15 protein-coding genes are annotated in these 13,439 nt (G+C 63.9%); 6 read left to right on the forward strand and 9 right to left on the reverse strand.

Features of this window, described 5'->3' with window-relative positions; genetic code table 11:
• Positions 1 to 27: 27 nt before the first annotated feature.
• Genes frdD through frdA form a run of 4 tightly spaced genes read right to left on the reverse strand, consistent with a single transcriptional unit; the run spans position 28 to position 3,313 of the window.
• A complete protein-coding gene (frdD, locus tag LQ956_RS03560) occupies positions 28 to 390 on the reverse strand; it encodes a fumarate reductase subunit FrdD (RefSeq protein WP_238629499.1) in 363 nt (120 codons plus the stop codon).
• A complete protein-coding gene (locus LQ956_RS03565) occupies positions 390 to 788 on the reverse strand; it encodes a fumarate reductase subunit C (RefSeq protein WP_238622149.1) in 399 nt (132 codons plus the stop codon). The genes frdD and LQ956_RS03565 overlap by 1 nt, the downstream gene beginning before the upstream one ends.
• On the reverse strand, positions 788 to 1,540 hold the full coding sequence (locus tag LQ956_RS03570; RefSeq protein ID WP_238622150.1) for a succinate dehydrogenase/fumarate reductase iron-sulfur subunit: 753 nt from the start codon (positions 1,538 to 1,540) through the stop codon (positions 788 to 790). Before LQ956_RS03570 ends, LQ956_RS03565 begins: the two co-directional genes overlap by 1 nt.
• A 12-nt stretch (positions 1,541 to 1,552) precedes the next feature.
• Entirely contained in the window at positions 1,553 to 3,313 is a 1,761-nt protein-coding gene (gene frdA, locus LQ956_RS03575) for a fumarate reductase (quinol) flavoprotein subunit (protein WP_238622151.1), read from the reverse strand.
• Between the two features lie 414 nt (positions 3,314 to 3,727).
• On the opposite strand from frdA, the gene LQ956_RS03580 reads away from it, so the two are divergent.
• Both LQ956_RS03580 and hemP read left to right on the forward strand, forming a co-directional pair.
• Positions 3,728 to 5,011, forward strand: a complete 1,284-nt coding sequence (locus tag LQ956_RS03580) for a GGDEF domain-containing response regulator (protein ID WP_238622153.1) — start codon at positions 3,728 to 3,730, stop codon at positions 5,009 to 5,011.
• Positions 5,012 to 5,325: 314 nt separating this feature from the next.
• A complete protein-coding gene (gene hemP, locus LQ956_RS03585) occupies positions 5,326 to 5,469 on the forward strand; it encodes a hemin uptake protein HemP (RefSeq protein ID WP_238622154.1) in 144 nt (47 codons plus the stop codon).
• Positions 5,470 to 5,785: 316 nt separating this feature from the next.
• Here hemP and LQ956_RS03590 read toward each other — a convergent pair whose 3' ends face one another.
• Positions 5,786 to 6,082, reverse strand: coding sequence for an Lpp/OprI family alanine-zipper lipoprotein (locus LQ956_RS03590; protein ID WP_238622155.1), 297 nt, complete (start codon positions 6,080 to 6,082; stop codon positions 5,786 to 5,788).
• Between the two features lie 420 nt (positions 6,083 to 6,502).
• Between LQ956_RS03590 and nagZ the strand changes: the two genes are divergently transcribed.
• From nagZ to LQ956_RS03610, 4 genes are all read left to right on the forward strand, one after another.
• Positions 6,503 to 7,549: a beta-N-acetylhexosaminidase gene (gene nagZ / locus LQ956_RS03595; RefSeq protein WP_238629500.1), complete on the forward strand. Its 1,047-nt coding sequence runs from the start codon at positions 6,503 to 6,505 to the stop codon at positions 7,547 to 7,549.
• Between the two features lie 126 nt (positions 7,550 to 7,675).
• Positions 7,676 to 8,044 (forward strand): DsrE family protein, encoded by a 369-nt coding sequence (locus LQ956_RS03600; protein ID WP_238622157.1) that lies wholly within the window; start codon positions 7,676 to 7,678, stop codon positions 8,042 to 8,044.
• Between the two features lie 29 nt (positions 8,045 to 8,073).
• Positions 8,074 to 8,631, forward strand: a complete 558-nt coding sequence (locus LQ956_RS03605; protein ID WP_238629501.1) for a hypoxanthine-guanine phosphoribosyltransferase — start codon at positions 8,074 to 8,076, stop codon at positions 8,629 to 8,631.
• 101 nt (positions 8,632 to 8,732) lie between these two features.
• The gene (locus tag LQ956_RS03610) at positions 8,733 to 9,485 is read left to right on the forward strand and encodes an S-methyl-5'-thioinosine phosphorylase (protein ID WP_238622159.1); all 753 of its coding nucleotides are present in this window, start codon (positions 8,733 to 8,735) and stop codon (positions 9,483 to 9,485) included.
• 63 nt (positions 9,486 to 9,548) lie between these two features.
• Here LQ956_RS03610 and moeA read toward each other — a convergent pair whose 3' ends face one another.
• From moeA to LQ956_RS03630, 4 genes are read right to left on the reverse strand one after another with little or no spacing between them, the layout of a single operon-like run.
• Positions 9,549 to 10,814, reverse strand: a complete 1,266-nt coding sequence (gene moeA, locus LQ956_RS03615; RefSeq protein ID WP_238622160.1) for a molybdopterin molybdotransferase MoeA — start codon at positions 10,812 to 10,814, stop codon at positions 9,549 to 9,551.
• A gap of 3 nt (positions 10,815 to 10,817) precedes the next feature.
• Positions 10,818 to 11,828: a GTP 3',8-cyclase MoaA gene (gene moaA, locus LQ956_RS03620; protein ID WP_238622161.1), complete on the reverse strand. Its 1,011-nt coding sequence runs from the start codon at positions 11,826 to 11,828 to the stop codon at positions 10,818 to 10,820.
• A 43-nt stretch (positions 11,829 to 11,871) separates the two neighbouring features.
• The gene (gene mobA, locus LQ956_RS03625) at positions 11,872 to 12,489 is read right to left on the reverse strand and encodes a molybdenum cofactor guanylyltransferase MobA (protein WP_238629502.1); all 618 of its coding nucleotides are present in this window, start codon (positions 12,487 to 12,489) and stop codon (positions 11,872 to 11,874) included.
• Positions 12,490 to 12,536: 47 nt separating this feature from the next.
• The gene (locus LQ956_RS03630) at positions 12,537 to 13,436 is read right to left on the reverse strand and encodes an AEC family transporter (RefSeq protein ID WP_238622163.1); all 900 of its coding nucleotides are present in this window, start codon (positions 13,434 to 13,436) and stop codon (positions 12,537 to 12,539) included.
• Between the last annotated feature and the right edge of the window lie 3 nt (positions 13,437 to 13,439).

Raw genomic sequence — 13,439 nt, forward strand, 5'->3', positions numbered from 1 at the left:
GTGGCGTTCGTAAAGTGCTTGCCGCCCTCAGAACACCACCAGCATTCCCGCCAGCAGCAGGGCCGCCCCGGAGCCGGCGGCGGCGCTGCCGTAGCAGGCCAGCATTATCTTTTTCGAGGCGGGGATGCCAAGGTCATGCAGGGTGTGGTAGATGCGGTGGGCGCCGTGGAACAGGAACAGGCTGATGACTACCGCCAGGCCCAGGGCCGGCAGGGGATGGCCGAACAGGCTGCGCAGGGTGTCGTAGTGCATGGCGTCGGGACCGAAACCCAGGCCCATGGGGACGAGGATGCCGATGATCAGGACCAGCATGGTGCCCAGCAGGGCGGCGAAGACGCCGCCGGCGCCGAACAGGGACCAGACGATGGGTTCGTGGGAACGGGTTCTCATCACAGAAACCTCATGGCAAGCACCAGCAGGATCAGGGAGGCGATGCCCCAGGCCCAGAGGGCGGCGCGGAAAATCATCCGGTCAGGGACCGATCGGCCTCGGAATCGTATCGGGGGGGTGGTCAGGGGCATGACCTTGAACCAGGTCCAGGCATGGAAGGCGAAGGCCGCCAGGGCCGCCAGATGGAAGATCACCGACACCGGCGACTGCAAAAAGCCCCGCCACAGGTTGAAGGCGGCCTCTCCCAGCACCAGGCAGACCATGCCGGCGAGCAGGAACAGGGCGTAGGCCGCCACCATCACGCTGGTGCCTTCCCGCAACAGGTAGCGCCGGTAGGCGGGATGGCGCATCCACCAGCGGTTCATGGGACGGACGTAGGTCTTGGGTGCAGGCGTCATCACGAACCCCTCCCGAAGGGCGCCAGGAAGCGCAGGAAGTAATCCTGGGTGCTATTGATCTTGTTGCGGTTGATGGCCCGGGCCGGGTCCACGTGCTTGGGGCAGACCTCCGAGCACAGCCCCACCAGGGTGCAGCCCCAGACGCCTTCCTCGGCATTCACCACCTCCATGCGGGTTTTTTGTCCGGCATCCCGGGAGTCGGCGTTGTAGCGGGCCAGCAGGGCCAGGGCGGCCGGTCCGGTGAATTCATTGTTGAGGCCGTACTGGGGGCAGGCGGCGTAGCAGAGCAGGCAGTTGATGCACTGGGCATACCCCAGGTAGTCCTCGATCTGCCGGGGTGTTTGCAGGTTGGGGCCGTCCTCCGGGGTGAGCGGCTGGGCCGGGACCAGGTAGGGCGTGACGGATTCCAGCTTGCCCAGGAAGTCGCTCTGGTCGATGACCAGGTCCTTGACGATGGGAAAGTGTTCCAGGGGTTCCACCCGAATGCGGGCCGGATAGTAGTCCCGCAGGAAGCTCTGGCAGCTCAGGATGGGCTGGTGATTGACCATGCAGCCGCAGCTGCCGCAGATGGCCATGCGACAGGACCAGCGGAAGGTGAGGCTGCCGTCCAGGTGGTCCTTGATGTATTGCAGCCCTTCCAGTACCGACATCTCGTCGGTGAAGGGGACCTCATAGGTCCGGTAATGGGGGGCTTGGTCCTGCTCGGGATCATAACGCAGGCACTCGATCATGATGGTGCGGGTCTGGCTCACGGTATCCCCCGGTTATGACTGGTTCTGGGCGGCGCCGCCGTAGACCCGCGCCCTGGGTTGGGAGCGGGTGATGGTGACCGGGCTGTGGGTCACACGGGGCGGGGCGTCGCCCTGGCTGTGGATGAGGGAATGACACAAAAAGCGTTCGTCGTCCCGGGCCTCGAAACCGTCGATGCGCATGTGGGCGCCGCGGGATTCCTGTCGCAGCAGGGCGGCATGGGCCATGGCCTCGGCCACCTGCAGGGTATGGCTCAGTTCGATGGCGGTGAGCCATTCGGTGTTGAAGGCACGACTTCGGTCATCGAGGGCCACCCCGGCCCGGAACTGTTCCCGCAGCTCCGCCAGTTGTTCGCAGGCCCGTGCCATGCGCGGCCCTTCGCGGACGATGCCGACGCCGGCTTCCATGATCTCGTGCAGACGTTGGCGCAGCCGGGCCACCCGGGTGCCGCCTTCCCGGCGCAGCATGTCCAGGTGCACGGCGGCCCGGCTTTCGGCCTGGGCCTGGAGCGCGGCGGAGGCGGCATGGGTTTCACGGGCATGGCGGGCGGCGGACAGGCCGGCGGCGCGGCCGAAGACCAGCAGTTCGGCCAGGGAGTTGGAGCCCAGACGATTGGCGCCATGGATGCCTACGCTGCTGCACTCGCCGGCGGCGTAGAGGCCGGGCAGCGGCGTGGCGCCGTGGACGTCGCAGAGTACGCCGCCCATGGTGTAGTGCACGGCGGGCCGCACCGGAATGGGGGCGGTGACCGGGTCCACGGCGGCAAAGGTGCGGGCCAGTTCGCAGATCATGGGCAGGCGCTCCATGATCTTCTTCTCCCCCAGGTGGCGCAGGTCCAGATGGACCGCGGTGCCGTGGGGGGTCTGCAGGGTCCGGCCGGCCTGATCCTCGTGCCAGAAGGCCTGGGACAGACGGTCCCGGGGACCGAGCTCCATGGCGCGGGGACGGGGCCACGGGTCCAGGGGACCCAGGCCGTAGTCCTGCAGGTAGCGGTGGTCATCCTTGTTGAGCAGGATGCCGCCTTCGCCGCGGCAGCCTTCGGTCATGAGGATGCCGCTGCCGGGCAGGGCGGTGGGGTGCCATTGCACGAACTCCATGTCCCGCAGGGGGACGCCCTGGGCGTAGGCCATGCCCATGCCTTCGCCGGTGACGATGCCGGCATTGGTGTTCTGGCCGAAGACCCGGCTGGCGCCGCCGGTGGCCAGTACCGCCGCCTTGCACTGGAACAGGACCGGTTCGCCGGTGGCGATGCACAGGGCCAGCACGCCCTGCAGGCGACCGTCTTCCACCAAAAGGTCGGTGCAGAAGAACTCGTCATGGCGCCGGATGGCGGGGAATTGCAGCGAGGTCTGGAACAGGGTGTGGAGGATGTGAAAGCCGGTCTTGTCCGCCGCAAACCAGGTACGGGGGGATTTCATGCCGCCGAAGAAGCGCACGTTGATGCTGCCGTCGTCCCGGCGGCTCCAGGGGCAGCCCCATTGTTCCAGCTGGATCATTTCCCGGGTGCACTGGCCGACGAAGTAGTCCACCACATCCTGTTCGCAGAGCCAGTCGCCGCCGGAGACGGTGTCGTCGAAATGCTTATCCAGGCTGTCGTCCGGGTGGATCACCCCGGCGGAGCCGCCTTCGGCGGCGACGGTGTGGCTGCGCATGGGGACGACTTTGGAAACCAGGGCCACGGAAAGCCCCGGGGCTTCCTGTGCCACGGCGATGGCGGCCCGGAGTCCGGCACCTCCGCCGCCGATGATGACCACGTCGGACTGGATGACCTGCATGGATGAATCCCGTTGTGGATGGTGTGCAAGCACTTTAGCAGGATTCCTCGCGGTCACACTTCCTGACAGGTCAAAAAGGCGCGAGATTCCGCCGACCACCTCCTGTTCTTCCAGCCTTGTGCCGAAGGAGCAGTTGTCCGCCCTGGTCTTGGTCTAATATATGGGGCTAAGTTTGCCTGGTCCCTGATGCCGTGAGCGGCAAGGGAAACCCTGAACAAGTCTCCTGTCGTCACTTCCGTGAAGGCGCGAATCCGGAATGTGGAGTCTGTCGCTGGATTCCCGCTTTCGCGGGAATGACGTATTCAGAACACCCCAAGGTGATTCATGGCAAGTCGGGAATGACGTATTCAGAACACCCCAAGGTGATTCATGGCAAGTCGGGAATGACGTATTCAGAACACCCCAAGGTGATTCATGGCAAATGATGTAGGCAAGCGGGGCCATACCCTGCTGATCGTGGAAGACAGCCGCTCGGTGGCGGGCCTGCTGGCGGATCGCATCGGCCTCATCAATGGGGTGACGGTTCTGGTGGCCGGTACGCTGGAAGAGGCGCAACAGATGGTTTTGGCACGCAAGGACGAGCTGTTTCTGGCCGTGCTCGACCTCAATCTGCCCGATGCCCCGGATGGCGAGGTGGTGCCCTGGGTGCTGTCCCAGGGGGTGCCGGCCCTGGTGCTGACCGCCGGTCTGGATGACAACGAGCGCGATGGCCTCATGGACATGGGCATCGTGGACTATGTGAATAAGACCAACCCCTCTGAAATCGAGCATGTGGTGCGCACGGTGGAGCGCATCTATCGCAATCGCCATGTCAGTGTGCTGGTGGTGGATGACTCCAACTCCGCCCGGGCCTATCTGATGGAGCTGCTGCGCCGCTACGGTTATCGCCTGCGGGAGGCCCGGGATGGGGTGTCCGCCCTGGCACAGTTGGCGCAGCATGAGGACATCCGGCTGGTCCTGTGCGACCAGAACATGCCGGGTATGGATGGTGTCACGCTCATCGGCCGTATCCGTCAGCGCTACTGCCGCAGCCATCTTTGCATCATCGGCATGTCCCATTACGGTTCGGGCATGCTCTCCGCCCGCCTGCTCAAGGCGGGTGCTAACGACTTCATTAACCGCCCTTTTCTGGAAGAGGAGTTCTTTGTCCGTGTGAATCAGAACGTGGAGCTGATCGAACTGATCCGCAGCATGGAGGAGAGCGCCAACCGGGACCCACTGACCGGTCTGTACAATCGCCGTTATCTGGCCGATGCCGGCGGGATGCTGTTCGATGCCGCCACTCGGACGGGCCATGGTCTGGCGGTGATCCTGATGGATCTGGATCATTTCAAGAGCGTCAACGATCGCTTTGGTCACTTTGGCGGCGACGAAGTGCTCCGCAAGGTGGCTCACCATTTGACGGACATCACTCGCAGTTCCGACATCGTGGCCCGTTACGGGGGAGAGGAGTTCTGTGTCGTGGCGCAGGATATGGATAACCGCAAGGCGCGGGTGCTGGCCGAGAAGCTTCGGGCCGGGATTGCCGGCCTGTGCCTGACGATCAAGGGACAGGCCGTGCCGCTCAGCGCAAGCCTGGGGATGGCGGTACATCTCGGCAGCGGACTGGAGGACATGCTGACCCGGGCCGATCGACTGCTCTATGAGGCCAAATCCTCGGGCAGGGATCAGGTACGTATGGAGCAAGAGAACCCGTGACTGCAATCAGAATTCTTCTGATCATCCTTGCGTTGCCATCTTGGTCCCGGGGCGGGATGCCCCTGAGGAAACACTGAACAAACCCTTGCCGTTGGATTCCCGCGTGCGCGGGAGTGACGCATTCAGAGTACGTTCACGAGCGCGATAGAGTTTGACAGTAATAACGATTATCAATAACAATTCTCTGCCAGTTGATTGAACATCGGTCCTGCAGTCGCGCGCGGCTGCCTGGATTCTGACGCAGAGAGAGTGTCCTGATGCAGCAGGAGCAAAAACACCGCTTGACCGGGGGGAAGAGGACGCCGGAGGACGGCGTGGAACCGGTATCTTCCCAGGGGGGCAGGCTGCTTTCCAGCAGGGACCTGCTGGAGGGCCGGCGTCAGTTGCAGATCGAGCACCAAGGGGCGGTCTATACCCTGCGGGTCACCAGCAAGGGGAAGTTGATTCTCACCAAGTGAGGTGTCCGGCCCTTGCTCACATGAATCAAGGGCCGGGGTGGATCTCAGGATCGGCCTAGAAATCCACGTTCATGGCAACCCGCAGCCCGCGAGGTTCCAGCAACTGGTTGTAGACGTTGCTGAAGGCCGTTTGGCCGTATTGTTCTTATTCTCATTTATTGTTTTTTGATCCGTCAAATTGTGTTCCAGGCACTTGCACCGCCCTGAAACGGTTTTGGTGGGGCACAAAAGGAAAGCCCGCCATGAGGCGGGCTTTCATCAGGGGCAGGCAGTCGCGGCCGGCAAGAGGGCCGCGCTGTGAAATCCGGGGCGGGAATTACTTGCCGGGGCGCTGGTAGGTACGCTCCATGCGCTCGATCATCTCGCGCAGGCGGGCATTTTCCTGCAGGGCGCGGTCAGCCTTGCGGTTAGCTTCGTTGGCGGTGCGGTTGGCCTGGTCGGCGCCGGCCTTGGCGTCGTTGGCGGTGCGCAGAGCCTGGTCGCTGGTGACCTTGGCGTTGTCGATCAACTGGCGGTTTTCTTCCAGATTTCTGGTCGTGGCACAGCCCGTGGTCAACACCAGCGTCAGGACCGCTGCTGAAGCCATGGCCACTTTGAACATTCCTTTCTGCATTGGAACCTCCGGTCAAGCTGGGTTGTAGGATTGGGAATTGAATTCTAACAGGAGGCTTTAAGTATCCATAGTATCCCCTCGAAAGATATTTAATCGGTCACAAAATACCGGACTAAAAGAAAGTGGTCTTTGCACCACGTTGGGGCGTTATTTGCAGCATTGCCTGAAAAAAGAGCATTTCATTCAATGTGTTGGCATCAAAATGGAACTGCCGCGCCATTTTTTTATGGCATGCTTTGTGCTTTTCTTTCAAGCGTCTGACATCCGGTTCTCTTGGCCATGTCGGTCATCGTTTACTCCTCCTGCTTGCGGGGTGCCTCGGCACCCCGTTTTTTTGTCTTCGGCTTTCTTGTCCAGTGACGTGAAACCCGTGGGGATTTGGTTACAATTCCCGCTTTCCGAGCCGGGAGAGTGTGCGTCATGCCCCTTGGGCCTGTGATGGTGGATCTGGAAGGCACGTCCATGACGGCCTGGGAGCGGCAGTTATTGAAGCGCCCCGGGGTGGGGGGCGTGATCCTGTTTACCCGCAATTTCGAATCCCGCGAGCAGCTCACCGCCCTGGTGGCCGAGATCCATGCCGTGCGGGATCCCCATCTGCTGGTGGCGGTGGACCACGAGGGTGGCCGGGTGCAGCGTTTCCGCCGGGGATTCACCCATTTGCCGGCCATGGCCGCCCTGGGCGCTCTGCACGATCGTGATCGGGCGGCTGCCCGCCGTGCGGCCCGGACTTTGGGTTGGCTGCTGGCGGTGGAGCTGCGCGCCGCGGGTGTGGATTTCAGCTTTGCCCCAGTGCTGGACCTGGCCCACGGCTGCAGCGGCGTGATCGGTGACCGGGCCTTTCATCGCCGGCCCGAGGTGGTGGGAGAACTGGGCCATCAGGTCGTGGCCGGCATGCGGGCGGCCGGGATGGAGGCCGTGGGCAAGCATTTCCCCGGACACGGGGGGGTGCAGGCGGATTCCCACCTGTCCCTGCCTGTGGATCAGCGGCCGTTCGACCGGATCCTGCATGATGATCTGCAGCCCTTCGAGCGGCTAGTGAGGGAAGGTATTGCCGGCATCATGCCCGCCCACGTGGTGTATGACCAGGTGGATGGGCTACCCGCCGGTTTTTCCCCGATCTGGTTGCAACGCGTGCTGCGCGGCAACCTGGGCTTCAAGGGGGCCATCTTCAGCGACGATCTGAGCATGGCCGCCACCGACAGTTTCGGCGATTTTCCCCAGCGTGCCCGGCTGGCCCTTGAGGCCGGTTGCGACATGGTGCTGGTCTGCAATCACCCTGAAGGCGCGGTGAAGGTACTTGATGCCCTGGAGGGGCATGCGGACCCGGTTTCCATGGCCCGCCTGGCCCGCCTGCATGGGCGTCGTGCCCCGACCTGGGACGTGCTGGAGGCAGACGCGGAGTGGGCGGCGGCGGTGCGTATTGCCCGGGCGTTGGATGACGATCCGAACCTGGAATTACCGGTCTGAGATGCCGGTGACAGCGGCCTTTTCTGATCCCGGAATAAGCGGCTCTTATACATTGTGGGTCCTGGAAACCGGTGCCTATAATGCCTTTGCAACATAAGGCTGCACCACCTGAGGAGACACACGATAATGGCCGATAAATTACTCATCATCATGGTCAACACCGATCCGAAAAACCCCTCCGAGCTGGGGGCGCCCTTTTTTCAGGCCACCGTGGCCGCCGCCATGGAGTACGAGGTGGAGGTGGTCATGACCGGCCGCGCCGGCGAACTGGCGAAGAAGGGCGTGGCCGAGAACCTGTTTGTGCAGGAGGGAAGCACCAAGTCGGTGTATGATTTCATCAAGGACGCCCATGAGGCCGGGGCGCACTTCAAGGTCTGCACGCCTACCCTGGATCTGTGGGGGGACGATCTGATCCCCGAGATCGAAGAAACCGTGGGCGGCGCCTATGTGATCGGCCAGGCCATGGACGACGATACCGTAACATTCACTTACTGATCTTTGCGTCAAAACCAGAAAGGGTTGCCATGTCTGTTACCCCCGAGCATGTGAAACAGGTTCTGGCCGAGGCTGACTGCCTCGTGCCGCGTGAACAGGTGGAGGCGGCCATGGACCGCATGGCTGAGGCCATCACCCGGGACCTGGCAGATGGCAACCCCTTGATACTGTGCGTCATGACCGGCGGCGTGGTGGCTGCCGGTCACCTGTTGACCCGACTGCACTTTCCCCTGCAGGTGGACTATCTCCATGCAACCCGTTACCGGGGTGCGCTTACCGGGGGTGAGGAACTGCACTGGTTGGTGAAACCGCAGACCTCGCTCAAGGACCGTACCGTCCTGGTGCTGGATGACATCCTGGACGAGGGCCATACCCTGGCTGGCATCCTGGATTATTGTCGTCAGGAGGGGGCACGCGAGGTCCTGTCAGCGGCGCTGGTGCTCAAGCATCATGACCGTCGGGTGCCGGGCCTGGAGGCCGATTACCTGGGCGTGGAGGTGGAAGACCGTTACGTCTTTGGTTACGGGATGGATTACAAGGAATACCTGCGCAATGCCCCCGGCATCTATGCCGTGAAGGGTTGCTGAAGCCCTGATAGCGTGCTTTCGCCGCTCTTATGACCTCCATATCCCCACGGACGGTATCCTGAACGGGGGTACTGTCCGGCCTGTTGCATCAAGAGGACCTAATGACTGATACCACCATCGCCATCATCGGCGGCACCGGACTGACTTCCCTCAAGGGCCTTGAGATCACCCGCCGTGAGGTGATGCATACCCCCTATGGTGAGCCTTCCGGCCCCATTACTCATGGCGTGCTGGCCGGCCGTGAAGTCATGTTTCTGGCCCGTCACGGGTATGGACATACCATCCCGCCCCACCGGATTAATTATCGTGCGAACCTGTGGGCGCTGAAGAATGCCGGTATCCGTCGGGTGGTGGCCGTGGCCGCGGTGGGAGGCATCACGGCGGAGATGGCGCCGCCCCGGCTGGTGTTCCCCGATCAGATCATCGACTACACCTGGTCCCGTGCCCATACCCTGTTCGAGGCGGACCTGAGTCACGTCACCCATGTGGATTTCACCTATCCCTACTGCGAGGAGTTGCGTCATGCGCTGATCCAGGAGGCCCGCAGGATCGGTCTGGATTTCGTGGACCGGGGTACCTATGGGGCGACTCAAGGGCCGCGGCTGGAGACGGCGGCGGAGGTGAATCGTCTGGAGCGGGACGGCTGCGACATCGTGGGCATGACGGGCATGCCCGAGGCGGCCCTGGCCCGGGAGTTGGAGCTGTGCTACGCCACGTGCGCCGTGGTGGCCAACTGGGCTGCCGGCCGGGGCGAGGGCCAGGGTGAGATCACCATGGAGGAAGTGGATCGCAACGTGGCCGAGGGCATGGTGAATGTCCGTACCCTGTTGGAGAACATCATTCCCACCCTGTGAAGCGCTTCCTTACCCCAGCCCCTCGCCCGCAAGGGGAGAGGGGCTTGCCTGGGTCATGCGAAGTCAGATCAGCCCCTGAAATGGCTGTACCTTGACCAAGCCGCCGGCCGCTACCGGACCCTGTTCCAGGTCCAGCACGATGAAACAGTTGGCCTCGCTCATGGCGCTCAGGACCCCCGACCCCTGTGAGCCGGTGGCCCGGACGACCCATTCTCCGTCGTCCTCCAGACTCAGCACGCCCCGCTGGAATTCCATCCGGCCGGGGCGTTTTTTCAGATCCGACAGGCAGCGCACCGGGAAGCTGGGCGGCAGTGACACATCGGTCTCGCCCATCATGCGCCGCAGGGCCGGTTGGACGATCTGGTAGAAGGTCACGGCGGCGGATACCGGATTGCCGGGCAGGCCCATGAACACGGTCTGCCCCAGGTGGCCGAAGGCCATGGGACGGCCAGGCTTGATGGCCACCTTCCAGAAGCTGATCCGTCCCAGTTCCCCCAGCAGTTCGCGCACGAAGTCCGCCTCGCCCACCGATACCCCACCGGTGGTGATCAGCACGTCGGCACAGCGGGCGCCTTCCTCAAATGCCTCCCGCAGGTGCCGGGGTTCATCCCGCACCACGCCCATGTCGATCAGTTCCACCCCCAGCCGCGCCAGCATGCCGAACAGGGTATGGCGATTACTGTCGTAAATACCTCCCGCCGCCAGCGGCCTTCCCAGGGCGGTCAGTTCATCGCCGGTGGAGAACAACGCCACCCGCAGACGGCGATACACGCTTACTTCCACCCGGCCCAGGGAGGCCAGCAGGCCCAGGCGAGCCGGGGTGATGAGGGTTCCCGCTTCCAGGACGTTCTGACCGGCACGGATATCCTCCCCGGCGGGCCGGATGTTCTCTCCCGGCCGGTGGCCGGTGGTGACATGCACGCGTCGGCCTTGGACTTCCACGTGCTCCTGCATGATCACCGTGTCGCAACCGGACGGGATCATGGCGCCGGTCATGATGCGCACGCACTGCCCCTGCCGGATGGACTGCAGGAAGGGCCGTCCGGCCCAGGCGGTGCCGATGATCTCCAGGTCGGCCGTCCCTTGCCGCGGGAGGTCGGCGCCCGCGAGGGCGTAGCCGTCCATGGCGGCATTGTCGTGGGCCGGGACCGGGCCGGGGGCGATGACCGGGTCCGCCAGCACCCTGCCCAGCGCAAGGCGCAGCATCAGGCATTCCCGGCCCTGGACCGGGCCTACCTGGGTCAGTGCCTGGGCACGGGCCTGCTCCAGGCTCAGGGCGTCGGGATCGTGATCATTGCAGCAGGAGGGAAGGGAGGGGGGGTTGGCCATGGATCAGCCGCCTGTGCGGTTCATGTGTCGAAAGATGAGAGGTTGTGTGCCCAGTTGGAATTCATGGCCCCAGGGTTTGATCGGCATGCTTTGCCGGATCGCCGTCTGCAGGGCCTGCCGGTCACCGGGGTTGGCCCGGATCACCCGTTTGAGATCCACGGCATGCTCCTGGCCCAGGCACAGCAGCAACCGACCTTCTGCGGTGAGCCGCACCCGGTTGCAGCTGTCGCAGAAATTATGACTGTGGGGAGAGATGAAACCCACCCGGATGGACGCGCCATCCAGCCGATAGTAGCGTGACGGGCCACCGGTATGCTCGGTGGTGGGAATGAGCGCATGCCTGGCTTCTATGTCGGCCCGGACCTCGTCGCTGGAATAATGGACTTCGGCCCGGTCATGATCGCCGATGAGGCCCAGGGGCATTTCCTCGATGAAGCTGATGTCCAGATCCCGGATGCGGGCGTAATTCACCAGGTCCAGGATCTCGTCCTCGTTGCGCCCCTTGAGGATCACGCTGTTGAGCTTGATGCGGGCAAAGCCGGCATCCATGGCCGCCTCGATGCCCGCCAGTACCTGGTCCAGGTTACCGGTGCGGGTGAGGCGGCGGAATCGATCGGCCTTGAGGCTGTCCAGACTGATATTGACGCGGCTGACCCCGGCGGCCCGCAGATCCCCGGCATGGCGGACCAGCTGGGAGCCGTTGGTGGTCAGGGAGAGGTCCTTGAGTCCGTCGAGGGCACCGAGGGCTTCAAACAAGGCCATGATGCCACGCCTCACCAGAGGCTCGCCGCCGGTGAGGCGGATCTTGGTGACGCCCAATGCGATAAATGCCTGGGCGATCTGGGTGATCTCCTCCAGGGTGAGGAGCTGCTGGCGGGGCAGGAACCGCATCTCTTCGGCCATGCAGTAGACGCAGCGAAAATCACAGCGGTCCGTGACGGAGATGCGCAGATAGGTCACCTGGCGGCCGAAACGGTCGACCAGCAGGGGGGGCGGCAGGATCGGCGGGTTCATGGGCTGCACTCCTCGGTGATGGGGTTGCCTTTGTGGCTTATCGTTATATCAACCTGTCTGCGTCCAGGAATCCGGCGGCCGCAGTCCGGTCTGCGGGGGTGTTGATGTTCAAAAAGGCCTCGGGGCAGTCCGAGAAATCGGTGATGGCCGCCCCCTGGTGCTCAAACCATCGGCCTGCCCTGCGGTTTCCATTCACCAGCCAGTGTTCCAGATCCTGCACCAGACGGGTGGGTACCAGGGCGAAGAGGGGCTGCAGGCGTTCGCCGTCGTGGACCACGCTCAGGTCGGCCGACTGCTCATGGGCTACCTGCATCAGTCTCGATACCAGGTCTGTCGGCAGCAGCGGCGCATCACAGGGACAGGTCACCACCCAGGGATGCCGGCTGGCCCGCAGGCAGGCCGCCAGCCCGGCCAGCGGACCGGCAAAGCCGCCGATGCCGTCTCCGATCACCGGCAGACCCAGGTCGGCGTAGAAGGTCTCATTCCGGTTGGCATTGAGCAGCATGTCCGACACCTGGGGGCGCAGCCGGGCGATCACCCGTTCCACCATGTAACCGCCGGCCAGGGGGATCAGTCCCTTGTCCCGGCCGCCCATGCGCGTCCCCCTGCCGCCGGCAAGGATGGCCCCGGTCACGGTGATCTGATGGTCCGGACTATGCATATGGTGACTGATTCTATGTCATTGACCGGGGGGCGGCCAGTTCCCGGTCAGGCACCCAGCCCGACATAGATCCAGAACGGCAGGGTGAGGGCGGCGGCGAGGGTGCTGGTGGCGATGATGGCGGCGACGATCTGTCCGTCTCCGCCCATGCGCACCGCCAGGATATAGGCGGACGAAGCGGTGGGCAGGGCCGCCAGGATCAGGGCCGAGGCCAGATAGGGGCCGCTCAGGCCGAACAGGGTGGCTGCGGCCAGGGCGACGGCCGGGACCAGCAGCAGCTTGACGATGCTCAGGTAGGTCACCGCCGGCAGGCGGCTGCCCAGGCCAGCCAGCCGCAGGCCCGCACCCACGGCGATCAGGCCCAGGGGCAGGGCGGCCTCGCCCAGAAAGCGCAGGGTGGTGTCCGCCATCTCCGGCAGGGGCCAGCCGGACAGGGACCAGGCCAACCCGGCGAAGGTGGACAGGACCAGGGGGTTGCGGGCCAGCTCCCGCAGCAGGCCCTGATTGCCGTGGCGCGCCAGGGCCCAGACCGCCCCCAGGTTGGCCAGCGGCACCATGAACCCGGCCAGGATGGCGAACACCGCAACCCCTTCGGCGCCATACAGGCCGCCGAGGATGGCAAAGCCGATGTAGGTGTTGAAGCGGAAGGCGCACTGGAATGAGGAGGCGAACTCGGTCTCCGTCAGCCTGAGCAGGTATCGTCCCAGGTATCCCAACAGCATCCCTGCCGTCATGAAAATGACCCCGGTATAGATCATGCCCGCCGCGCTCTGCAGTTCCAGGGGACGGCGGGCCAGGGCGCCGAACAGCAGGGCGGGGAAGAGGACGTAGTAGATCAGCCATTCCAGGTCCGACCAGAAACCCGGGCTGAAACCGGCATGACGACGCAGCAAATGGCCCAGCACCACCAGGGCGAAGGTGGGCAGCAGGATGTTCAGTGGATTCATGGA

This window comes from Ectothiorhodospira lacustris, assembly GCF_022227845.1.
Taxonomy (GTDB): Bacteria; Pseudomonadota; Gammaproteobacteria; order Ectothiorhodospirales; family Ectothiorhodospiraceae; genus Ectothiorhodospira; species Ectothiorhodospira lacustris.

Bases quoted from the DNA above. Each gene is read 5' to 3' on its own strand.
- frdD (WP_238629499.1), bottom strand. From the start codon at position 390: ATGAGAACCCGTTCCCACGAACCCATCGTCTGGTCCCTGTTCGGCGCC.
- LQ956_RS03565 (WP_238622149.1), bottom strand. From the start codon at position 788: ATGACGCCTGCACCCAAGACCTACGTCCGTCCCATGAACCGCTGGTGG.
- frdA (WP_238622151.1), bottom strand. From the start codon at position 3,313: ATGCAGGTCATCCAGTCCGACGTGGTCATCATCGGCGGCGGAGGTGCC.
- LQ956_RS03580 (WP_238622153.1), top strand. From the start codon at position 3,728: ATGGCAAATGATGTAGGCAAGCGGGGCCATACCCTGCTGATCGTGGAA.
- LQ956_RS03590 (WP_238622155.1), bottom strand. From the start codon at position 6,082: ATGCAGAAAGGAATGTTCAAAGTGGCCATGGCTTCAGCAGCGGTCCTG.
- nagZ (WP_238629500.1), top strand. From the start codon at position 6,503: ATGCCCCTTGGGCCTGTGATGGTGGATCTGGAAGGCACGTCCATGACG.
- LQ956_RS03600 (WP_238622157.1), top strand. From the start codon at position 7,676: ATGGCCGATAAATTACTCATCATCATGGTCAACACCGATCCGAAAAAC.
- LQ956_RS03605 (WP_238629501.1), top strand. From the start codon at position 8,074: ATGTCTGTTACCCCCGAGCATGTGAAACAGGTTCTGGCCGAGGCTGAC.
- LQ956_RS03610 (WP_238622159.1), top strand. From the start codon at position 8,733: ATGACTGATACCACCATCGCCATCATCGGCGGCACCGGACTGACTTCC.
- moeA (WP_238622160.1), bottom strand. From the start codon at position 10,814: ATGGCCAACCCCCCCTCCCTTCCCTCCTGCTGCAATGATCACGATCCC.
- moaA (WP_238622161.1), bottom strand. From the start codon at position 11,828: ATGAACCCGCCGATCCTGCCGCCCCCCCTGCTGGTCGACCGTTTCGGC.
- mobA (WP_238629502.1), bottom strand. From the start codon at position 12,489: ATGCATAGTCCGGACCATCAGATCACCGTGACCGGGGCCATCCTTGCC.
- LQ956_RS03630 (WP_238622163.1), bottom strand. From the start codon at position 13,436: ATGAATCCACTGAACATCCTGCTGCCCACCTTCGCCCTGGTGGTGCTG.